Below are 21,485 nucleotides of genomic sequence, written 5' to 3'. Positions count from 1 at the left end.
TCTTGACGACGGCGGGGCGTCGCGCCGTTGGCCGGTGGCGCCCGCGATAAAAAACGCCCGGTGTCGACGTCGAGTCGGCCGGGCGTTTTGTCTGGAGGCGCTGCGCGTCGATCGGCGCCGGTCGGTACGCGATTACGCGCCGAACGCCGCCTTCGCCAGCAACCCGAGCGCGACACACACGAGCACGGCCGCGAAGCCCGCCTGCACGTGCCGCGCGGCGAGGTGCCTCGACGCGCCGCGACCGGCGGCCATGCCGAGCGCGGTCGCGACGGTGAACCACAGCGTCACGTCGAGCGGTGCACGTGTGCCCGACACGAGCGTTGCGAACACGCCGCCGGTGCCGACCAGCGCGATCACCATCAGCGATGTTGCGACCACCCCATGCATCGACACGTTCGTGAACTTGCGCAGCATCGGCACGATCACGAAGCCGCCGCCGACGCCGAGCAGCCCCGTCATCAGGCCCGTCATCGCGCCGGTCGACGCCAGCGCCACTCCGACCGGCCAGGACCACACCAGCCGGCCCGTATCGGGATTCACGCGGCCGACGCACAGCGGCGACGCGTCGGCGTCGACCGCCGCCTGCCGCAGCGCCTGCCGCAACAGGCGGCCGGCGACGATCAGCATCGTCAGTGCGAACAGCGCGAGCAGCAGGCGCTGCGGCAACACGTGCGCGAGCCGTACGCCGAGCGTGGTCAGCGGCACGCCGGCCACGGCCATCAGCAATGCCGCTCGATAGCGCACGAGCCCGCGGCGGAAGCCTTCGAGCGCGCCGAGCGCCGCGCTGCCGGCCACCGCGACGAGCGCGACGGGCGTGGCCTGCTGCATCGGCCAGCTCATGCCGACGACGAGCGCGGGCACCGCGAGGATGCCGCCGCCGGCGCCGGTCAGGCCGAGCACGGCGCCGACGAAACCGCCCAGTACGAGGGAAATCAGCATGACGTCATCGGGCTCCGGTCAACGCGCGATCGCGGGTTTCGCGAGCCATTCGCGGCCCTTGAGCATCGCCTTCCAGTAGAGCGGCGGCAGCACGCGTTCCTTGAGCAGCCACGCGAGCCGCGACGGGCGCTTGCCGTCGATCAGCCACGCGGGGAAGGTCGGCGCGACCTTGCCGCCGTACAGGAATTCGGCGAGCACGATCTTGCCGCGCTCGACGGTGAGCGGGCACGAGCCGTAGCCGTCGTATGCGGCGTCGCCGTGCGCGCGGCCGAGCGACACGAGCAGGTTGTGCGCGACGACGGGCGCCTGCTTGCGGGCGGCCGCGGCCGTTTTCGCATTGGTCGTGTTGGTGGCGTCGCCGAGCGCGTAGATGTCCGGGTACTGCCGGTGGCGCAATGTCGCCGGATCGACGTCGATCCAGCCGGCCGCATCGGCGAGCGGGCTCGACCGCACGAAATCGGGCGCCTTCTGCGGCGGCACGACGTGGATCATGTCGAACGAGCGCACCACGGTTTCCTTGCCGCCGTCGGGCAGCGCGCGCGCGAACGTCGCCTGGCGTGCCGGGCCGTCGATCGCGACGAGGTTGTGGCCGAACGACAACGCGATGTCGTAGCTTTTCACGTACTCCATCAGCGCGGGTACGTAGTCGGCGACGCCGAACAGCGCGCCGCCCGCATTCAGGAACTCGACGTTCGCGGCCTCGAGGTGGCCCGCGCGCCGCCAGTGGTCGCACGACAGGTACATCGCTTTCTGCGGTGCGCCTGCGCACTTGATCGGCATCGGCGGCTGCGTGAAGAGTGCGTTGCCGCCGCGGAACGCGCGCACGAGTTCCCACGTGTACGGCGCCAGGTCGTAACGGTAGTTGGACGTGACGCCGTTGCGGCCGAGCGTGTCGGCGAGGCCTTCGATCGCGTGCCAGTCGAGCTTGAGCCCCGGGCACACGACGAGCTTGCGATAGCCGATGCGGCGGCAGCCGTCGAGCACGACCGCGTGCGCGTCGGGCTCGAAGCCCGCGACGGCGGCTTGGATCCGGTGCACGCCGCGCGGCAGCACGTCGGTGATCCGGCGTGCGGTGGTCTCGGGCCGGAAGACGCCCGCGCCGACCATCGTCCAGCCGGGCTGGTAGTAGTGGACGTCGGCCGGATCGATCACCGCGATGTCGAGCGACGCGTCGCGTGCGAGCAGGCTCGATGCGACCGCGATGCCGGCCGCGCCCGCGCCGACGATCACGATGTCGTGCCGCGCGTCGACGGCCGGTGCCGCCTGCTTGCCGCCTTGCACGACACGCGACGCGAGCGCGTGCAGGTCGTAGCCGGCCGCGGCGGCCGTCGCGACGATGTCGTTCAGCGGGCGCAGGCCGGCTTGCGACAACGCCCACAGCGTGGCCGAACGCATGCCGCTGCGGCAGTACGCGAGCACCGGGCCGTCGAGCGACGCGACGAGTGCGCCGAATTGCGCGGCCTGGTCGTCGGTCACCTTGCCCGTATCGACCGGCAGGTAAAGCACGTCGATGCCGAGCGGCGCGGCGGCCGCGCGGATTTCGGTGACGGTCGGCTGGTCGGCGCCTTCGCCGTCGGGGCGGTTGCAGATGATCGCGCGGATGCCGGCCGCGTGAAGCGCGGGCAGGTCGGCCGCCGCGATCTGCGGCGAGACCGACAGCGCGTCGGTCAGCTTGCGGGTGGAGGTCATGTCGGGGGTCTCGGTTGGGGCGCCGGCGCTCAGATCGCGTCGAGCGGGATCTTCAGGTAGCGCACGCCGTTGTCTTCGGGCTCGGGCAGGTGGCCGGCGCGCATGTTGACCTGCACGGACGGCAGCATCAGCACGGGCATGGCGAGCGTGGCGTCGCGCGTGGTACGCATCGCGACGAAATCGTCCTCGGTCACGCCGTCCTTCACGTGCACGTTCGCGCGGCGCTGCTCGGCCACGGTCGTCACGAACTGCACGTCGCGGCCGCCCGGCTGGTAGTCGTGGCACAGGTACAGGCGCGTGTCGGGCGGCAGGCCGAGCACGCGCGCGATCGAGCGGTACAGCGTGCGCGCGTCGCCGCCCGGGAAGTCGCAGCGGGCCGTGCCGTAGTCGGGCATGAACAGCGTGTCGCCGACGAATGCCGCGCGCTGCGTCGCGTCGTCGACGCAGTAGGTCATGCACGCGGGCGTGTGGCCCGGCGTATGCAGCGCGCGGATCGTCAGCGTGCCGAGCGCGAGCGTGTCGCCGTCGTCGAGCAGCCGGTCGAACTGGCGGCCGTCCTGCGCGAAGCCGGGGCCCGCGTTGAACAGCGTGCCGAACACGTGCTGCACGCGGCGCACGTGCGAACCGATCGCGATCCGGCCGCCGACGTGTTCCTTCAGGTACGGCGCGGCCGACAGGTGGTCGGCGTGCACGTGGGTTTCCAGCAGCCAGTGCACGTCCGCGCCGAGTTCGGCGACGCGGGCGATCAGCCGGTCGGCGCTGGCGGTGCGCGTGCGGCCGGATGTCGGGTCGTAGTCGAGCACGCTGTCGATCAGCGCGCATGCGCGGCTCGCGGTATCGAGCACGAGATAGCTGACGGTGTGGGTCGCCGGGTCGAAAAAGCCTTCGACCGACAGCGTGGTGGCATTGCTCACGGGGTGTCCTCGATCGGGTTCTGCATCTGCAATCGCGATCTGTAACTCAAGAAGCGTGCCAGCCTGCATCGCGGCACTGGCCGATCTGCCAGGGATTTGATTCGACTCGGGTTTTCGGCGCAGGCGCGGCGAATCACGGGCATCGCCGGCGCACGGTTGCCGCTGCGGACTGCCACTTATGGCAGTGTCGTGGCAGAATTGGCAGTCCGCCTGGCAGTGCGCCCGCCAGTTCGTCAGGCATCTCCTTCACCGAGCGTCCGCATGAATCCGCACGACACCATCCCGATCGTCCCCGCGCCGCGCCCCGACGTCATGCCCGACGTGCGCGCGCTCGTCGCGTATCTCGAGCAGGATCCGCAGCCGATGATCGTCGTCGATCCCGATTACCGCATCCTCGCGGCGAACGATGCGTACCGGCGCCAGTTCGGCGTCGCGGGCGTCGAGCACGTGGGCCGGCACTGCTTCCAGGTGTCGCATCACTACGACGTGCCGTGCGACCAGGCCGGCGAGCATTGCCCGATGAAGCAGGCGCTCGAGTCGCGTGGGCTGAACCGCGTGCTGCACATCCATCACACGCCGCGCGGCCCCGAGCATGTCGACGTCGAATTGCGGCCGATCTTCGATGCGCACGGCAACGTGATCGCGTACGTCGAGCGGCTGACCACGGTGCGCAGCGCATCCGCGCAGCCGAGTGCGGAAGGGCTCGTCGGCGGCGCCGACGCGTTCAATGCGGCGCTCGGCGCACTGCAGCGCGTCGCGCCGTCGATGCTGCCGGTGCTGCTGCTCGGCGAATCGGGCACCGGCAAGGAATTGTTCGCCCGCGCGCTGCACGAGGCGAGCGATCGTGCGATGGGGCCGTTCGTCGTCGTCGATTGCTCGGGGATCGCCGAGACGCTGTTCGAGAGCGAACTGTTCGGTTACGAGAAGGGCGCGTTCACGGGCGCGAACCAGCGCAAGCCGGGCCTCGTCGAGACCGCGCAGGGCGGCACGCTGTTTCTCGACGAGATCGGCGATGTCCCGCTGCCGATGCAGGTGAAGCTGCTGCGTCTGATCGAGTCGGGCACGTTCCGCCGCGTCGGCGGCGTCGAGGCGCTGCGCGCGGACTTCCGGCTCGTCGCGGCGACGCACAAGCCGCTGCGCGAGATGATCGACGACGGCCGGTTCCGGCAGGATCTCTACTACCGGATCAACGCGTTTCCGATTCCGCTGCCGGCGTTGCGCGAGCGCCGCGGGGACGTCGCGCTGCTGGCCGAATCGATCCTGCGGCGAATCGCGAACGCGCGCGCCGGCGCGGGCGAGACTGGCACACGGCCGTTCGCGGCCCGGCCGTTCGTCCTGACCGAACGCGCGCGCGCGTGTCTCGATGCCTATGCGTGGCCGGGCAATATCCGCGAGCTGCGCAACGTGCTCGAACGCGCATGCCTGTTCGCGGACGACGGGACGATCCGGGTCGAACACCTGCCGGCCGAGCTGGTCGCCGCATCGGCGGCGCCGCAGGATCGCGCGGCCGATGCGCGCGGCGTGTCGGACGCGGAGCTCGTGCGCATCGCGCGCACGTTCGACGGCACGCGCAAGGCGCTCGCCGAGCAGGTCGGGATGAGCGAGCGAACGTTGTACCGGCGGATGAAGGCGCTCGGGCTCGGGGCGCGCGAGCGCTGAACGGGCAGGCGGCTGGCAGAGGCACGCGGCTGTGTCGATAATGGCGCGTTCGATCCTGCTTCCACCTCGCCGATGAAGAGACGCTTCCTTTCGCCTTGCCTGTTTCTTGCCGCCACTGCGCTGTGCAACCCGGCGCAGGCCGCCACCGAATACACGTGGACCGACGCGGCCGGCGCACATGCGGTGACGCTCGCACGCACCGCGTCCGGCGACGACCTCGAGCTCAAGGTCGCCGCGACGCTCGACGGCCGGCCCGACTGGACCGTGCGCGACTACGTGAAGGCATGCCCGGTCGACGTGATTCTCGACGTCGTGCCCGCGTCGATCGAGATGCGCGACCTGCTCGGCAACGGCCGCAAGCAGTTTCTGTTCGCGTACAGGATCGGCTGCCGCGGCGACGTCAGCGCCGACCAGGTCAAGTACTTCCTGATCGACCAGGGCACGAAGTACGTGCTGCGCGGCGAGGAAACCGTCACGGTCAACGGCAAGTTCATGGACGGCGGCGCGGCGCCCGTGCCGAATGCGGACCTGAAAGCCCGACCCGCGTTTCTGCGCTACATGACGAAGCACTGGCACGCGATCAGCGCGCGCGACTACCGATAGGCGCGCGCCCCGCGCTCGTGACGGCGCGTGCGACTCACGCCTGTTGGGGATGAGTCGAACCTGTCGAACAATAAGAAATCATGATGTAACAGCAATAAATTATCGTTTTACGATAATTTTAGACGTACAATCGGCGCTCGTTCATTCGTCGTCGAGGACAAGTCATGCATTCCGATCGCATCGCCCGTATCAGCCAGCAGATGGCCACCGTCACGCTGTGGTTCATCGTCGGCATGCTGGTGCTCAACGCCGCGTGCTGGGCGTTCCCGTCGCTGAACGCGGCGTCGGGGCCCGGCCTCGTATTCGGCCTCACCGATTCGGTGATCTCGAACCTGCACGTCGATGTCGCCGCGTTCCCGTGGTGGCAGAAGGCGGTCGGCATCCTGCTGTCGAGCGTGCCGCTGATCGCGCTCGCGAACGGCCTGCGTCATCTGCGTGCGCTGTTCCGCACCTACGCGCGCCGCGATTATTTCTCCGCGCAAGCGGCCGGCCATCTCGGCAAGACGGGCCGTGCGATCGGGATGTGGGTGTTGCTGAGCCTGCTGTGCGAACCGCTCCTGAGCGTGTGGGCGACGCTGCGCGAACCGGTCGGCCATCGCGTGGTCAGCATCGGTTTCAGCCTGCCGTACGTGGTCGCGCTGTTCACCGCGGCCTGCATCGCGGTCATCGCGCATATCCTCCGGCAGGCGAGCGAACTCGATGCCGAACATCGGCAGTTCGTCTGAGGCGCGCCATGTCGATCGTGGTCAAGCTCGATGTGATGCTCGCGACGCGCAAGGTCCGCTCGAAGGATCTCGCGGCGGCGGTCGGCATCACCGAACAGAATCTGTCGCTGCTCAAGCAAGGGAAGGTCAAGGGCATCCGTTTCGCGACGCTCGAGGCGATCTGCCGTTATCTCGACTGCCAGCCCGGCGACCTGCTCGCGTTCAGCGATGACGGTGTCGGCGAGCAGGACTGACGCATCGCCCTCGCGGCTTGCCGGCGTGGCAGGGCGGCGCCGGCCGCGCATCGTCGCGCTGGCTGTCGTCGCGTCCGTATCGATTCACCTGCTCGGATGGTTCGTGCTGCAGCGGGCGTCGACGGTGGCCCGCCCGAACGCCGGGGCGCGGCCCCGGCTCGCGCTGCGCGTCGAGCTGATTCCCGCGCGGCCGGTGCCCGTGGCGGGCGTGCCTGACGCGGGGCGAACCGGGCCCGCCGCGAGTGGGCGCGGTGCCGAGGGCGCCGTGTCATCGACGAAACGATCCGCCGCGGTCGCTGCGTCGCGCATGACGACGCGGGCGTCTTCGAATACGGAGGGCGTTTCGCGTCGGCATGGTGAAACGCCTGCCGACGCAATCGCGACCCGACGCGACCCCGATCCCGAGCCCGCATCAGGCCCCGATCTCGACTGGCGCCGCGATCTGGACGCGATCGGCTCGCGGCATGCGGCGGCGCGCAGTCCGGCGCAGGCGGCGGTCGGGGCATTGGGCGCGTCGTCCGGCGGCGTGGCCGCGCGCCGTGACAGCGTCGACGCGAGGCTGGCCGACGGCGTGTCGAATGCCCGTCGTACCGACTGCCGTCACGCGTATTCACACGCGGGCCTGCTGGCATTGCCGATGTTCGCGCTGGATGCGGTGCGCGACACGGGCTGCAAATGGTGAAACGGGCGGCACGCGGGAAACCCGCGTGCCGCCCGCACCTTCATGCGCTCAACGCGTTCAGCGCGCGGGCGCAAGCTGCGCCATCGCCTCCCGCACGAAACCGATCAGCGTGTCGTCGACCCACGTATCCTGCGTCAGTGCAGGCTCGTTCATCATCGCCGCGCGGAATTTCGCGTGCGTGGCCGGATCGTGGCCGGCATAGCTGCAGAACAGCTCGAGCCAGCGCTGCGCAAGCGCGCGGCCTTCCGGCGAAGCAGGTCGGGTACCCGCATCGATCGCGTCGCGCACGTCGCCCATCAGTTGCGGCCATTCCATCGCGCGTTCGCCGTAGTGCGCGCGCATGAAGCGGATCTCGTCCGGCGCGAGATACTTCTCGAAGATCCGCATCTTGTTTTCGGACGACGCACGCAGCACATAGTCGCGCAGCGCGGTCGAAATGCCGATCTTCGACTGCATCGCCGGTTCGTGCTCGTGCATCAGGTTCAGCTTCGCCAGCAGCCGCGGGTCGTTGTTCGTGTCGCGCACGAGCAGCGTCATCCAGCGACTGGCGAGCGCACGGGGGCGTTCGTCCTCGGCGGGTACGCCCGCGTCGTGCAGCGCGCGCACTTCGTCGACGAGTGCGATCCATTCGGCGTCGCCCGCCTGGCTTTTCTGGTACATCGGCAGGCGCGCGAGTTCTTCCTCGGAAAAATATTTGTCGTACACGGTCATCAACTCCAGTGTGGTGAGCCAATCGGCCAGCTCCGGCTCCGTGCCCGCGGCGAGCTGCGCATGCAGGCTCACGAGGCGCTCGCGTAGCTGCGCGGTCTGCGCGAGCTGACGGTCGAGCAGCGCGATCTGCTTCGCGACGAGATCGACGAGCGGGGTGCCGGGCTGGTTCAGGTGGTCGCCGATTTCGGTGAGCGACAGGCCGAAGCGACGCAACGCCTGGATCTGGTGGAGCCGGGCGATGTCGTGGCGGTCGTACAGCCGGTAGCCGTTGTCGGCGCGCGCCGAAGGCGTCAGCAGACCGATCGCGTGATAGTGATGAAGCGTGCGGACGGTCAGCCCGCTGCGTTTCGCCAGTTCTCCCACTTTCAGTCGCATTCGTTCCTCCGTTCGGTACGCACACTGGAGTCTCGAACGTTACGCTACGTGAGGGTCAAGCGGAAGATGGGGAGGCGTGCGCGGGATTCCGCGCGCACGCGATGGCGGGCCGGCTTATTGCGGCGAAGGCGGCGAAGGCGGCGTGTCGGTGGCGGCAGTATCGGCAGTGGCGGCGTGCGCTTGCTGGCCGGTTGCGCCGTCGCCGGCGGTGTTGCCGGCCTTGCCGGACGGCCCGCCCTTGTCGACCGGCGGCGTGCCCATCGCCTGGTAGAGCCGCGCGGTATCCGCGAACCGCGCGCCGGTCGCGCGGATCTCGTCGAGCCGTGCATTGCGATACTGCAGCTCGCTGGCGCGCGCGGCCGACGGCGGCAGCGCGCCGAGCCGCACGCGGGCCGCCGCGTCGTCGTACGCGCCCCGCGCGGACAGCGCGGCGCGCGACGACGCGTCGAGCGCTTCCGCATCGTGCTCGAGCGCCGCGAGCGAATCGGCGACGTTCTGGAACGCGCCGAGCACGGCCTGCTTGTATTGGTCGACGGCGGCCTCGTAAGTGGCCTTCGCCGCGCGGCGCTGGGCGAGCAGCGCGCCGCCGTGGAAGATCGGCTGGCTCAGCGACGCGCCGACGTTCCAGATCGCGCCGGCACCCGACAGCATCGTCGGCCAGCTGAAGCCGCCTTTGCCCATCGCGGCCGACAACGACAGCTGCGGGAACATCTGCGCGGTCGCGAGGCCGACTTCGGCCGCGGCCGCCTTCAGCCCCGCGTCGGCGGCCTGGATGTCCGGGCGGCTTTGCAGCAGGTCCGACGGCACGACGACGGGCACCTGTTCGGGCAGGTGCAGATCGGCGAGCGTGAGATCGGCCGGCGGCCGGTCGGGCGTGCGGCCGACCAGCACCGCGAGCGCATGGCGGGCCGAGTCGCGCTGCTGGCGCAGCGCGGGCAGGCTCGCCGCGAACGTGTCGGCGCTTTGCCGCGCGTTCAGCGCGTCGCTGCGCGAGGCGGAACCGAGTGCGTAGCGGCGTTCGGCATCGTGCGCCTGGTCGTTGGCGAGTGCGACGAGCCGCTCGGTCGTGTTGATCTGCGCATTCAGCACCGACACCGTGATCGACGCGGTGACGATGTTCGCGGCCAGCGCGCGCCGCGCGGATTCGAGCTGGAACGCGCTGACGTCGACGCGTCGCGCCAGCGCGCGATTCGCGAAACGCGACGCGCCGAACAGGTCGATCGTGTAGCTCGCCTGCAGCTGGCCGACGAACGTGTCGTACAGCAGCGTCGGCGCGCCGAGTGCGGGGATCGGCACGCCGAGCGCACGCTGGCGCGTGGCCTGTCCGACCGCATCGATCGACGGCAGCATCGAGCTGCCGATCTGCCCGCGCAGCTGTTCGCGCGCGGCATCCAGCGAGTGCGATGCCGCACTGAGCGTCGGGCTGTTGCGCAGCCCTTCGTCGACGAGCGCGTTCAGCGCATCGGAGCGGTACTGCTTCCACCAGTCGGGCACCGGCTGCGCGCCGACCTCGAACTGCTGCGCGACGCCTTGCGCGGACACGGTCTGCTGCACTTGCGGCATGGTGCCGTAGTGCGCGGGCGACGGCATCGCGGGCGGCTCGCCGCTCGGCGCGAACCAGGCGCAGCCCGCGAGCGGGCCGGCGAGGCTCGCGACGGCGAGTGCGCGCACGGCTTTCGTTTTCAGGTTCATCGATCGATCCATGGTCAGGCTCCCGACGGCGCGGCCGGCGTGCTGCCGCCGGGCGGCGGGCCGTTCTGCGGGTCGCGTTCGTCGCGCTTCACGCGGAACCACGTCGCATACAGCGCGGGCAGGTAGAACAGCGTCAGCACGGTCGCGCTCGTGATGCCGCCCATCAGCGCGGTCGCCATCGGCCCGAAGAAGTTCGAGCGCAACAGCGGGATCAGCGCGAGCACGGCGGCCGCGGCCGTCAGCGTGATCGGGCGGAACCGCCGCACGGTCGCGCCGATGATCGCGTCGACGCGGCCGTGGCCGGCGGCGATGTCCTGCTCGATCTGGTCGACGAGGATCACCGAGTTGCGCATGATGATCCCGAACATCGCGATCACGCCGAGCATCGCGACGAAGCCGAACGGCTGGCCGAACATCAGCAGCGTGGCGACCACCCCGATCAGCCCGAGCGGCGCGGTCAGCACGACCATCAGCACGCGCGAGAAGCTCTGCAGCTGGATCATCAGCAGCGTGAACACGGCGATCGCCATCAGCGGCATCTGCGCATTGATCGATTTCTGCGCCTTCGCGCTTTCCTCGACCGAGCCGCCGATGTTGATCTGGTAGCCGACCGGCAACTGCGCGCGCAATGCGTTCAGCTTCGCGTCGACCGCATGCGTGACGTCGATGCCCTGTGCACCGGCGCGTACGTCCGACTGCACGGTGATGGTCGGCTGGCGGTCGCGCTCCCACACGACGCCGTATTCGAGCGTCGGCTTGAAGCGGCCGAGCGAGCCGAGCGGCACCGGGCCGTTCGGGGTCGGCAGCGCGAGGCCGGCGAGCTTCGCGGGGTCGACGCGATCGGCCTTCGGCGCGCGCAGGTCGACCGCGATCAGCTTGTCGCGTTCGCGGTACTGCGTGACGGTCGTGCCGGACAGCGTCATCGCGAGGAAGCTCGAGACGTCCTGCGACGTGACGTTCAGTTCGCGCGCCTTCTTCTGGTCGATCTCGAAGCGCACCGAGCGCTCGGCCGGCTCGTCCCAGTCGAACTGCACGTTGACCGTGCGCGCGTCGCCGCGCATCGTGGCCGCGACCTTCTCGGCGATCGAGCGGACCGTCGCGATGCTGTCGCCGCTCACGCGGAACTGCACCGGGTAGCCGACCGGCGGGCCGTTCTCGAGCCGCGACAGCCGCCAGCGCACGGCCGGGAACTGCTCGCGCAGCGTGGTTTCGAGCCAGGTCGCGAGCTTCTCGCGATCCTTCACCGATTTGGCGGTGATCACGAACTGCGCGAAGTTCGGCAACTGAAGCTGCTGGTCGAGCGGCAGGTAGAAGCGCGGCGCGCCGCTGCCGACGAAGCTCACCGAATGATCGATCTCGGGGCGCTTGTCGATCACTTTCTCGAGGCGCTCGGTCTCGCGCAGCGTCGCCGCGAACGACGCGCCTTCGGGCAGCCGCAGGTCGACGAGCAGCTCGGGGCGATCGGAACTCGGGAAGAACTGCTGCGGCACGAGCGAAAAGCCCATCATTGCCACGACGAACAGGGCACCCGTGATCAGCAGCACGACGAAGCGCCGCTCGATGCACCAGTCGATCCAGCCGCGCAGGCGGCGGTAGAAGCGCGTGTCGTAGATGTCGTGCTCGTGATCGTCGGGCAGGTGCGCCTCGTGCGCGTGCCGCTTGCGCTCGGGCAGCATGTGGTAGCCGAGCAGCGGAATCAGCACGACGGCCGCGAACCACGATGCGATCAGCGCGATGGCCGACACCTCGAAGATCGAGCGCGTGTATTCGCCGGTGCTCGATTTCGCGAGCGCGATCGGCAGGAAGCCCGACACGGTGACGAGCGTGCCGGTCAGCATCGGGAACGCGGTGCTCGTATAGGCGAACGCGGCGGCGCGTGCGCGGGTGTAGCCCTGTTCGAGCTTCACGGCCATCATCTCGACCGCGATGATCGCGTCGTCGACGAGCAGCCCGAGCGCGAGCACGAGCGTGCCGAGCGACACCTTGTGCAGCCCGATGTCGAACAGGTACATGAAGAGGGCGGTGACCGCGAGCACGACCGGAATCGAGATCACGACCACCATCCCGGTGCGCAGGCCGAGCGACACGAGGCTCACGACCAGCACGATCGCGACCGCTTCGGCGACGGCTTCGAGGAAATCGTCGACCGAATGCGCGACCGCGTGCGGCATGCTCGACACCTCGACCAGCTTGAGGCCTGCCGGCAGTTGCGCCTGCAGGTCCTTCGATTCGGCGTCGAGCGCCTTGCCGAGCCGGATCACGTCGCCGCCCGGCTGCATCGTCACGCCGATGCCGAGCACGGCCTTGCCGGCCGAACCTGAGCCGCCCGCGCCTGAGCCGGCCGCGCGCATCTGCGTGACGACCGGGTCGTCGTAGCCGCGCTTCACGGTCGCGAGATCGCCGAGCCGGAACGTGCGGCCGTTGATGCGGATCAGCGTATCGGCGATTGCATTGACGTTGTCGAACTGGCCGCTCGGCCGCACGAACACGCGATCGTCGGCGGTCGTCAGTACGCCGGCCGACGAGATGTCGTTCTGCGCGTTGATTGCCTGGCCGAGCTGCTGCGGCGAGATGCCGAGGCGCGTGAGCTGCGCGTTGTTCACCTCGATGAAGATCCGCTGGTCGGGGTCGCCGAAATAGTCGACCTTGCCGACGCCCGGCACGCGCAGCAGCACGGTGCGCAACTGATCGGCGTAGTCGTGCAGTTGCGCGGGCGTGAAGCCGTCGCCCTCGAGCGTCCAGATGTTGGTGTAGACGTCGCCGAATTCGTCGTTGAAGAACGGGCCCTGCACGCCGGGCGGCAGCGTATAGCCGATGTCGCCGACCTTCTTGCGGATCTGGTACCAGGTCTCGGGCACGTCCTTCACGGGCGCCGAATCCTTCATCGTGAAGAAGATCAGCGATTCGCCGGGGCGCGAATAGCTGCGCAGGAAGTCGATGGCCGGCGTTTCCTGCAGCTTGCGGCCGATCCGGTCGGTCACCTGTTCCTGCACCTGCCGCGCGGTCGCGCCGGGCCAGAACGTGCGGATCACCATCACGCGGAACGTGAACGGCGGGTCTTCGGACTGCGCGAGCCGCGTGTACGCGAGGATGCCCGCGAGCGTCGCGAGCGCGATCAGGTAGACGACCAGCGCCTGGTGGCGCAGCGCCCATGCAGACAGGTTGAACCGGCCTTCTTCGTGCGGAGTGCTCACGATGCGAAGTCCTCCGGATGCAGCGGCGCGATCGCGCGTACCTTCTCGCCCGCGCTGACCGTGTGCACGCCCTGCAACACGACGCGCTCGCCGGGCTGCAGCCCGTGCGACACCGTCACCGTGCGCTCGTTGAAGCGCGCGACGTCGACGCGGCGCAGCTCGAGCGTGTCGTCCTTCGTGCGCACGACCCACACGGCCGGCTGCGCGCCGTCATGGAACAGCGCGGTCGCGGGCAGCGTGATCGACGGCGCGTCGCCGGCGGCCGGTGCGCCGTCGAACGCGACGCTGGCCGTCATCCCGAGCCGGATCGCCGGATCGGGCGCGGCGAGCGTGAGCTTCACGCGATACGTGCGGCTTTGCGGATCGGCGGCCGGCGCGATTTCGCGCACCTTCGCCGCGAACTGGCGACCGGGCAGCGACGGCAGCGTGACGCTGGCCGCGTGGCCGGGCGTGAGCGATGCAAGCGCGGCTTCGGGCACGTCGCTGACGACGTCGACGTCGCCGGACCACGCGAGCTGGTAGACGGGCTGGCCGGCCGACACGTTCTGGCCGGTGTCGGCCTGTTCGGCGGTGATGTAGCCCGCGTGATCGGCGACGAGCGTCGCGTAGCGAAGCTGGTTCCGGGCGAGCGCGAGCTGCTGCTGCGCCTGGTCGCGCTGCGCGAGCGCCGACGTGTAGCTGTTCTCGGTCTGTTCGAGCTGGGCGGTCGCGATCAGGTTTTCGCGCGCCTGTGCGCGGTCGCGGTCGAGCTGCTGCTTCGCGAACGCGAGGCTGTGCGTCGCGGCGTCGAGTTGCGCCTGTGCGCTCGCGGCGTTCTTCTCGACGTCGGACGGATCGAGCAGCGCGACGACCTGGCCGACCTTGACCGTATCGCCGAGGCGCACCTTGCGCTCGATGATCTTGCCGGCGATGCGGAACGACAGCGGGGTGGCATAACGCGGCTGGATCTCGCCGGGGAGCGTGCGGGCGACCGCGGCGTCGTCGGCATGCGCGGGCAGTGCGACGACGGGGCGCGGGGCGGGCGGCGCGGATTCTTTTGGATGACAGGCGGCGAGGACGAGCGCGGTGCCGACCAGCAGCACGGCGCGGGAACCGGAGCGATTCACGAAACCCCCAAGTGAGGTGAGAGCGAGAGCGGAACGAAGCCGGCAAGCGCGGCCGGCGCTTGCCCCGAGCGGCGCCGACAGAGGCGCGCGGACAGCATTTTCAGAAACTGTGGCGAATTCTAATACACACCTGTATCTGAGTGCAAAGATGAATTTGAAAGGGAATCGATGCTAGACTGCGCGCCATGAAACCACAGCGCTTAACCCGCGAGCAGAGCAGGGATCAGACGCGCGAACGTCTGCTGAATGCCGCGCATCGCATTTTTCTGAAGAAAGGCTTTGTGGCCGCGAGCGTCGAGGACATCGCGGCCGCGGCCGGCTATACGCGCGGCGCGTTCTACTCGAATTTCCGCAGCAAGTCGGAACTCCTGCTGGAGTTGCTGGAGCGCAACCATGCGCTGGTGCAGGCCGATTTCCAGGCGATCTTCGACGAGGGCGGGTCGCGCGAACAGATGGAATCGATGACGCTCGCGCATTACCGCACGCTGTTCGCCGACGACGAATTCTCGTTGCTGTGGGGCGAGGCGAAGCTGCAGGCCGCGCGCGACGCGAAGTTCCGCGTGCGCTTCAACCAGTTCCTGCACGCCAAGCGCGTGCAGATGGCCGAATTCATCCGGCGCTTCTCCGAGCGCTCCGGCACGCCGCTGCTGTTGCCGGCGGAGACGCTCGCGTTCGGGCTGATGTGCCTGTGCGACGGCGTGCAGTCGTATTACGCGGCCGATCCGCAACACGTGCCGGCCGACGTGGCCGAGTCGGTGCTCGCGGGGTTCTTCGCGCGTGTCGTGCTCGGGCGCGCGCCCGACTGACGCGGCAGCGGATTCGTCGTGCCGCGTGCGATGCGCGGCACAGGCGGGGTGCGATGAAGCATGCGGCATGCGCCGCGCCTCATCGCGTCGTGCGAATCAGCGCTCGCCGGTCATCCGCCGGTACGCGTCGAGCAGCGACGTCTTGTAGACGACGCCCGCGAGCGTCGGCTCGGCTTCGCTTTCGATCACCGGCAGGCGTTCGCCCTGGAACGCCATGAAGCGTTCGAGCGCGGTGGCGAGCGGCATGTCGGGCGTCAGGAGCGGAAACGGCGTGTGCGCGTAATGCGCGGCCGTCTTGTCGGTCGTGTCGCGCTTGTCGAGCAGGTCCGACGTGATGTCCTTCAGCGCGACCGCGCCGCGAAAGCGCCCGGCATCGTCGGTGACGTACAGGTACTTCACCGGATATTCGAGAAACACGCGCGTCATGTCGGCGACGCTCGCCGTGAGCGGCACGACCGTCTGCGCGGGCTGGATCAGTTCGCGCATCTGCGTGGTGCGCAGCCGCAGCTTCTCCTGCGCGTCCTGGTAATGGTGCTGCGTGATTTCGTACATCGACGTCGTGCCGGTCGCGCGCGCGACGAAATACGCGAATACGCACGACACCAGCAGCGGCAACACGACCTGATAACTCAGCGTCATCTCGAAGATCATCAGGATCGCCATCAGCGGCGCCTGCGTGGCGCCCGCCATGAACGCCCCCATCCCGACGATCGCGTACGCGAAATACGCCGACGTATGGCCGGGCCACAGCGCTTCCATCGCGAGCCCGAACAGCGAACCGAACACCGCGCCGACGAACAGCGTCGGCGTGAACACGCCGCCGATCGCACCCGAGCCGACCGTGGCCGAGGTTGCGATGACCTTGAACACGAGCACCGCGACCAGCGCCTGCCAGGTCCACGGCGAATGCAGGATCTGGTTAACGACGCTATAGCCGTTGCCCCATACGTCCGGCGTCCACACCGAGATCACGCCGACCACGAGGCCGCCGAGCGCGAGCCGCACCGGCAGCGGCACCGGCAGCCGCTTGAAATGGTTCTTCGACGCGTCGAGCAGGTGCAGGAACTGCGGCGCGAGCACGCCGCACAGCGCGCCGAGCACGACGAACAGCAGCACCTCGGGGCCGGTGACGGCCGGAAACACCGGCATCTCGTACGGCGGCCGGTAGCCGGCGAATTCGCGCATCACGATGTTCGCGACGACCGACGCGACGACCATCGGGCCGAAGCTCTCCATCGCGATCGTGCCGAGCACGATTTCCGACACGAAGAATGCGCCGGCGATCGGCGCGTTGTAGGCGGACGTGATGCCGGCGGCCGCTCCGCAGGCGACCAGCAGGCGCAGGCGCGGCGGGTCGAAGTGCGCGAAGCGGCCGACGAGCGACGCGGCGAGCGCCGCGAGCTGCACCATCGGACCTTCGCGGCCGATCGAGCCGCCGCTGCCGATCGTCAGCAGCGACGACACGCTGCGCCACAGGCTCTGCCGTACCGGCACGACACCGTTGCCGAGCGCGACCGATTCCATGTAGTCGGTATTGCCCGCCTTCCTGTCGCCGCGCGTCGCGAGCAGCAGCACGCAGCCGGCGAGGAAGCCGCCCGCGGCCGGCATCCAGAACCGCACGTACCACGGCAGGCGTTTCGCCATCTGCACGAAGCTGCCGCTTTGCCCGGAGATCAGGTGCTGCATCAGGTCGATGCCTTCGCGGAACGCCATCGTGGCAAAGGCGCCGCCGACGCCGACGATGGCCGACCAGATCAGCATCGTATGGGCGTCCGACAGGCGGAACAGCGTTTGGGCGCGAGTGCGCAGCTTCAGCAGGAACGAGAGCACGGCTGAAAGAGGGCGATGGAAAACGACGCGAAGCATAGCACTGCGACGCGCCCGCGGGACCATCCCGGCGGGCGCGGCGCGCGACGTGTCACGGGCGGGCAACTCAGCCAAGCCAGTGCTGCACGGCCCAGGTGATCCCGTAGCCGCCGGCGATCAGCCACACGTACAGGATCAGGCCGGTCATCAGCGCGCGCGGGCCGGCCGCGCGGATCTGCGCCACGCGGGTTTCGATGCCGAGCGCGGTCATGGCCATCGTCAGCGCGAAGGTGTCGAGCACGTTCAGCGTGTGCGTGACGTCCGTCGGCAGCACGTTCAGCGAGTTGACGATCACGAAGCCGAGGAACCCGAGCGCGAACCAGGGCACGGCAACCTTGCGCTTGCCTTGCGCGCCGCCGGCGGTGGCGCGGGCCGAGCGGGCGAGCCACCAGCCGAGCACCAGCAGCACCGGCACCAGCAGCATCACGCGCGTCATCTTGACGATCGTCGCGATGTGCGCGACCTGCGGGCTGATGTCGCTCGCCGCGCCGACCACCTGCGCGACCTCGTGGATCGTGCCGCCGAAGAACAGGCCCAGGCCGGCCGGGTCGAGATTCAGCAGACCGGCGTGATAGGCGATTGGGTACAGGAACATCGACAGCGTGCCGAACAGCACGACGCTGCCCACGGCCATCGCGCTCTGGTGCGGCTTCGACTGCAGCGTCGACTCGAACGCGAGCACGGCGGCCGCGCCGCAGATCGCGCTGCCGGCGGCGGTCAGCAGCGCGGAATCGCGGTCGAGCTTCATCAGCTTCATGCCCGCCCAGGTGCCGATCGCGAGCGTGCTGACGACGACGAGGACCGACACCGTCAGGCCCGGCAGCCCGACCTGCGCGATTTCCTGCAGGCTCACGCGCAACCCGAAGAACGCGACCGCGATGCGCAGCAGCTTGCGCGCGGAGAAATTGACGCCGGCCGCCCAGCTGGCCGGCATGCCGTCGCGCAGCGCGTTGCCGTACAGCGCACCGGCGACGATGCCGACGATCAGCGGCGACAGGCCGAGCCCCGCGATCGCGGGAAGCTGGGACAGGCTCGTGACGGCGGCGGCGAACAGCGCGACGAACAGCACGCCGTTCAACTGGCCGCGCATCGACGGCGCGGCATGGTTGAGATGGGGAGTCGGGGCAGTGGACATGGAAGCACCGTGATGGAGCGTGTTGCGATGCTGTAATCCTAATTTCGTTATATCGATATGAAAAATTGTGATTTGTGACGTAAACTATCCGGAAAGCCGATAATTTATCCCCATGACCCCGGATCAACTGATAACGTTCGCCGCCGTCGCCGAACACCTGAACATCAGCCACGCCGCCGTGGCGCTGCATCTGTCGCAGCCGGCCGTGTCGGGCCAGTTGCGGCTGCTGCAGGACGAATTCGGCGAGCCGCTGTACCAGCGCGAAGGCCGCGGCATCCGCCTGACCCCGGTCGGCGAACAGCTCGCGCAGTACGCGAAAGCACAGCGCGACACGTTCGCGCAGGCGCGCGCGTTTCGCGACGCGGTGCGCGGCCTGGAAGCCGGCACGCTGCGCATCGGCGCGAGCACGACACCCGCGAGCTACCTGCTGCCTTACCTGATCTCGGCGTTCCAGCCGCGCGCCCCGCGCGTGGCGATCCATACGATGAGCGGCAACACGGCCGACGTGGTCGCGGCGCTGCCGTCGCTCGACATCGCGATGATCGAAGGGCCGCCCGGCGAGGCGCTGCCGCCGGGCACCGCGGTGCACGCGTGGCGCGAGGACGAGATCGTGGCGATCGTGCCGACCGGGCATCCGCTGGCCGCGCCCGAATACGCGCCGGGCGTCACGCTCGACGCGCTGGCGGCCCATCCGCTCGTCCTGCGCGAGGCGGGCTCCGCCGTGCGGCAACTCGTCGAGCGCGCGTTCGCGCAAGGCGCGGCGCCGATGCGGGTCGCATTCGAGATCGCGGGTGTCGAGGCCGTGAAGGAAGCCGTGCGTGCCGGGATGGGCGTCGGATTCGTGTCCGCGATGTCGCTGCGTCACGACGATGCCGCGCTCGTCCTGCGCTCGCTCGCGCCCGCGCCGCTCACGCGTCATTTCTCCATCCTCGTGCCGCACGGCGGCGCGCCGTCGCGGGTCGCCGCACAATTCCTCGAAATGAGCCTCGCGCACGATATCGGCTGAGCCTCGGCTGAACGGCCGAAGCCGGCCCGGGCATGCGTGATGCGTGCCGTCGGAGCGTGCGTCCGCGCCATGCCCCAACTTAGGGATTTCCTCTATGGCGTGGGTTCGAGGCGAAGCGCACCATCCGTCTCAAGCAAATGGAACCGGTTCCATTCCGGGGAAAAGAGGGCAGAATGACAGACATCGTGATCGTGGCGAGCGCATTCGGGGTGGACCGCGTGCGTCAGGAGGGCCACAGCGCATTCGTCGCGACCGCGGCGGCATCGGGTGCGACCGGTTTCGAGGTGCGGCGCGAACTGTTCGCGTCGGAAGCGGACGCCGCGCCCGGCGCGCTCGCCGCGCTGGGTGCGCTGCTGGCCGGCCACGGGCTGTGGTCGGTCTATTCGACGCCGGCCAACCTGTACACGGAAACGGGCGCGCTCGATGCGGACGCATTGCGCGGCGCGCTCGCGGAAGCCGACGCGCTCGGCGCGCGCTTCGTGAAATTCCAGCTCGGCGGCTTCGCCGGCGACGCGCACGCGGCCGACATCGTCGCGCTGTCGCGCGACGCGAAGGCCCGCGTGGTGGTCGAGAACGGCCAGCTTCCGGTCGGCGGCGCGCTCGCGCAGTTCCGCGGGCTGTTCGATGCATTGGCCGCCGCGGGCATGCCCGATGCGCTCGGGATGACGTTCGACATCGGCAACTGGCAGTGGCCCGGCGAGGCGCCGCTTGATTGCGCGCAAGTGCTCGCGTCCCATGTGGAATACATTCACTGCAAGGCCGTCGAGGGCGAGGGCGCGCGCCGTTTCGCCGCCGCGCCGGCGCCGAACGACCCGCTCGTGACCGGCGTGCTCGCGGCGCTGCCGCAGCAGGCGCCGCGCGGCATCGAGTTTCCGTTCGACGCGGCCGACCTGGCGGGCGATGCGTGCCGGCGTGTCGCGTGGCTCGCAACCGCGTGACGGCGGAAGGATCCTGGAGAGTTCATTCATGAAAGCAGCACTCGATGTCGTGACCTACGGCGAAGCGATGGCGATGTTCGTCGCGACCGAGCCCGGTCATCTCGCGCATGCGACGCAATTCGCGAAGCGGATCGCGGGCGCCGACCTGAACGTCGCGATCGGCCTGTCGCGGCTCGGCTTCCGGGTCGGCTGGATGAGCCGCGTCGGCCGCGATTCGTTCGGCGGCTACGTGCTCGACACGCTGGCGCGCGAGGGCATCGACGCATCGTGCGTGACCGTCGATCCGCGCTACCCGACCGGCTTTCAGCTCAAGTCGCGCAACGACGACGGCAGCGACCCGACCGTCGAGTATTTCCGCAAGGGCTCGGCCGCGAGCCACCTGTCGTGCGACGACTACGTGTCCGACTACGTGCTCGGCGCGCGCCACCTGCACCTGACGGGCGTGGCGCCGGCGATCTCCGCGACGTCGTGCGAGCTCGCGTTCAAGCTGGCGCGCGAAATGCGCGCGGCCGGCAAGACGATCTCGTTCGACCCGAACCTGCGCCCGACGCTGTGGCCGTCCGCCGACGTGATGGCGAAGACGCTGAACGCGCTCGCGTCGCTCGCCGACTGGGTGCTGCCGGGCATCGCCGAGGGGCGGCAACTGACCGGGCACGACACGCCGGCCGATATCGCGGGCTTCTATCTCGCGCAAGGCGCGCGCGGTGTGGTGATCAAGCTCGGTGCCGAAGGTGCGTATTACCGGACGGCTGACGGCCGTGACGGAACGGTGGCGGGCGAGCGTGTGCGGAACGTCGTCGACACGGTCGGCGCCGGTGACGGCTTCGCGGTCGGCGTGGTCAGCGCGCTGCTGGAAGGGAAGACGATCGAACAGGCCGTGGCGCGCGGCAACCGCATCGGTGCGCTCGCGATCCAGGTGATCGGCGACTCGGAAGGGCTGCCGACCCGTGCCGCGCTCGATCGATTCGAAAACGTCACCAATCACGCCGATCGCTTAGAGGAAACCTTCACCGCGCAATGAGAGGCCGGACACGGCACAATCCGCGGACTCATTTAGTCGTGCATGTATGGGATCGGAGTAAGCGTTAAAGCACTAACTCTGGTCGATCGCGAAGCATGGGATCGGAGTAGGTGCTGGAGCGCGAACTCTGATCGACCGCGAAGCATGGGACCAGAGTAAGCGCTAAAGCACTAACTCTGATCGACCGCGAA

18 protein-coding genes are annotated in these 21,485 nt (G+C 69.2%); 9 read left to right on the top strand and 9 right to left on the bottom strand.

Annotated features, from left to right (window positions below; all coding sequences use genetic code 11):
* Window positions 1-132: 132 nt before the first annotated feature.
* From PQB87_RS09805 to PQB87_RS09795, 3 genes are read right to left on the bottom strand one after another with little or no spacing between them, the layout of a single operon-like run.
* Window positions 133-939: a sulfite exporter TauE/SafE family protein gene (locus PQB87_RS09805; RefSeq protein WP_153488395.1), complete on the bottom strand. Its 807-nt coding sequence runs from the start codon at window positions 937-939 to the stop codon at window positions 133-135.
* 18 nt (window positions 940-957) lie between these two features.
* Window positions 958-2,628, bottom strand: coding sequence for a bifunctional protein tyrosine phosphatase family protein/NAD(P)/FAD-dependent oxidoreductase (locus PQB87_RS09800; protein WP_233344604.1), 1,671 nt, complete (start codon window positions 2,626-2,628; stop codon window positions 958-960).
* A 29-nt stretch (window positions 2,629-2,657) separates the two neighbouring features.
* The gene (locus PQB87_RS09795; RefSeq protein WP_233344603.1) at window positions 2,658-3,542 is read right to left on the bottom strand and encodes an MBL fold metallo-hydrolase; all 885 of its coding nucleotides are present in this window, start codon (window positions 3,540-3,542) and stop codon (window positions 2,658-2,660) included.
* Window positions 3,543-3,803: 261 nt separating this feature from the next.
* Here PQB87_RS09795 and PQB87_RS09790 point away from each other — a divergent pair, with 261 nt between their 5' ends.
* The 5 genes from PQB87_RS09790 to PQB87_RS09770 all read left to right on the top strand — a co-directional run bounded on the left by PQB87_RS09790 (window position 3,804) and on the right by PQB87_RS09770 (window position 7,444).
* Window positions 3,804-5,201 carry a sigma-54 interaction domain-containing protein gene (locus PQB87_RS09790; protein ID WP_489241590.1) on the top strand — a complete coding sequence of 466 codons (1,398 nt, stop codon included), beginning with the start codon at window positions 3,804-3,806 and terminating at the stop codon, window positions 5,199-5,201.
* 72 nt (window positions 5,202-5,273) lie between these two features.
* Window positions 5,274-5,804, top strand: a complete 531-nt coding sequence (locus PQB87_RS09785) for a M949_RS01915 family surface polysaccharide biosynthesis protein (protein WP_233344602.1) — start codon at window positions 5,274-5,276, stop codon at window positions 5,802-5,804.
* Window positions 5,805-5,968: 164 nt separating this feature from the next.
* The gene (locus PQB87_RS09780; RefSeq protein WP_048022805.1) at window positions 5,969-6,529 is read left to right on the top strand and encodes a DUF2975 domain-containing protein; all 561 of its coding nucleotides are present in this window, start codon (window positions 5,969-5,971) and stop codon (window positions 6,527-6,529) included.
* Window positions 6,530-6,537: 8 nt separating this feature from the next.
* Complete coding sequence (locus PQB87_RS09775) at window positions 6,538-6,762, top strand: helix-turn-helix domain-containing protein (RefSeq protein ID WP_059710279.1); 225 nt, start codon at window positions 6,538-6,540, stop codon at window positions 6,760-6,762.
* Window positions 6,737-7,444, top strand: coding sequence for a hypothetical protein (locus tag PQB87_RS09770; RefSeq protein ID WP_489241586.1), 708 nt, complete (start codon window positions 6,737-6,739; stop codon window positions 7,442-7,444). The genes PQB87_RS09775 and PQB87_RS09770 overlap by 26 nt, the downstream gene beginning before the upstream one ends.
* A 57-nt stretch (window positions 7,445-7,501) precedes the next feature.
* Here PQB87_RS09770 and PQB87_RS09765 read toward each other — a convergent pair whose 3' ends face one another.
* From PQB87_RS09765 to PQB87_RS09750, 4 genes are all read right to left on the bottom strand, one after another.
* Entirely contained in the window at window positions 7,502-8,530 is a 1,029-nt protein-coding gene (locus PQB87_RS09765; protein ID WP_059495857.1) for a MerR family transcriptional regulator, read from the bottom strand.
* A gap of 114 nt (window positions 8,531-8,644) precedes the next feature.
* Window positions 8,645-10,234, bottom strand: coding sequence for an efflux transporter outer membrane subunit (locus PQB87_RS09760; protein WP_489241584.1), 1,590 nt, complete (start codon window positions 10,232-10,234; stop codon window positions 8,645-8,647).
* 2 nt (window positions 10,235-10,236) lie between these two features.
* Window positions 10,237-13,416, bottom strand: a complete 3,180-nt coding sequence (locus PQB87_RS09755; RefSeq protein WP_301861668.1) for an efflux RND transporter permease subunit — start codon at window positions 13,414-13,416, stop codon at window positions 10,237-10,239.
* Window positions 13,413-14,522 carry an efflux RND transporter periplasmic adaptor subunit gene (locus tag PQB87_RS09750; protein WP_059710276.1) on the bottom strand — a complete coding sequence of 370 codons (1,110 nt, stop codon included), beginning with the start codon at window positions 14,520-14,522 and terminating at the stop codon, window positions 13,413-13,415. Before PQB87_RS09750 ends, PQB87_RS09755 begins: the two co-directional genes overlap by 4 nt.
* Before the next feature lie 185 nt (window positions 14,523-14,707).
* Between PQB87_RS09750 and PQB87_RS09745 the strand changes: the two genes are divergently transcribed.
* Entirely contained in the window at window positions 14,708-15,328 is a 621-nt protein-coding gene (locus tag PQB87_RS09745) for a TetR/AcrR family transcriptional regulator (RefSeq protein WP_021160908.1), read from the top strand.
* A 96-nt stretch (window positions 15,329-15,424) separates the two neighbouring features.
* Here the strand turns inward: PQB87_RS09745 and PQB87_RS09740 are convergent, their stop codons facing one another.
* Together PQB87_RS09740 and PQB87_RS09735 are read right to left on the bottom strand one after the other, a co-directional pair.
* A complete protein-coding gene (locus PQB87_RS09740) occupies window positions 15,425-17,158 on the bottom strand; it encodes a ClcB-like voltage-gated chloride channel protein (RefSeq protein ID WP_220091926.1) in 1,734 nt (577 codons plus the stop codon).
* Between the two features lie 103 nt (window positions 17,159-17,261).
* Window positions 17,262-18,329 (bottom strand): YeiH family protein, encoded by a 1,068-nt coding sequence (locus PQB87_RS09735; RefSeq protein WP_048022797.1) that lies wholly within the window; start codon window positions 18,327-18,329, stop codon window positions 17,262-17,264.
* Between the two features lie 112 nt (window positions 18,330-18,441).
* On the opposite strand from PQB87_RS09735, the gene PQB87_RS09730 reads away from it, so the two are divergent.
* The 3 genes from PQB87_RS09730 to PQB87_RS09720 all read left to right on the top strand — a co-directional run bounded on the left by PQB87_RS09730 (window position 18,442) and on the right by PQB87_RS09720 (window position 21,294).
* Window positions 18,442-19,335, top strand: coding sequence for a LysR family transcriptional regulator (locus PQB87_RS09730; protein ID WP_301861667.1), 894 nt, complete (start codon window positions 18,442-18,444; stop codon window positions 19,333-19,335).
* 173 nt (window positions 19,336-19,508) lie between these two features.
* Window positions 19,509-20,273, top strand: a complete 765-nt coding sequence (locus PQB87_RS09725) for an IolE/MocC family protein (protein WP_111939800.1) — start codon at window positions 19,509-19,511, stop codon at window positions 20,271-20,273.
* Between the two features lie 28 nt (window positions 20,274-20,301).
* On the top strand, window positions 20,302-21,294 hold the full coding sequence (locus tag PQB87_RS09720; RefSeq protein ID WP_060068441.1) for a sugar kinase: 993 nt from the start codon (window positions 20,302-20,304) through the stop codon (window positions 21,292-21,294).
* Window positions 21,295-21,485: the final 191 nt, after the last annotated feature.

Source organism: Burkholderia sp. KL41, assembly GCF_057005415.2.
Note: the sequence above shows the minus strand (reverse complement) of the source record. Positions and strands in the feature narration are given on the sequence as shown.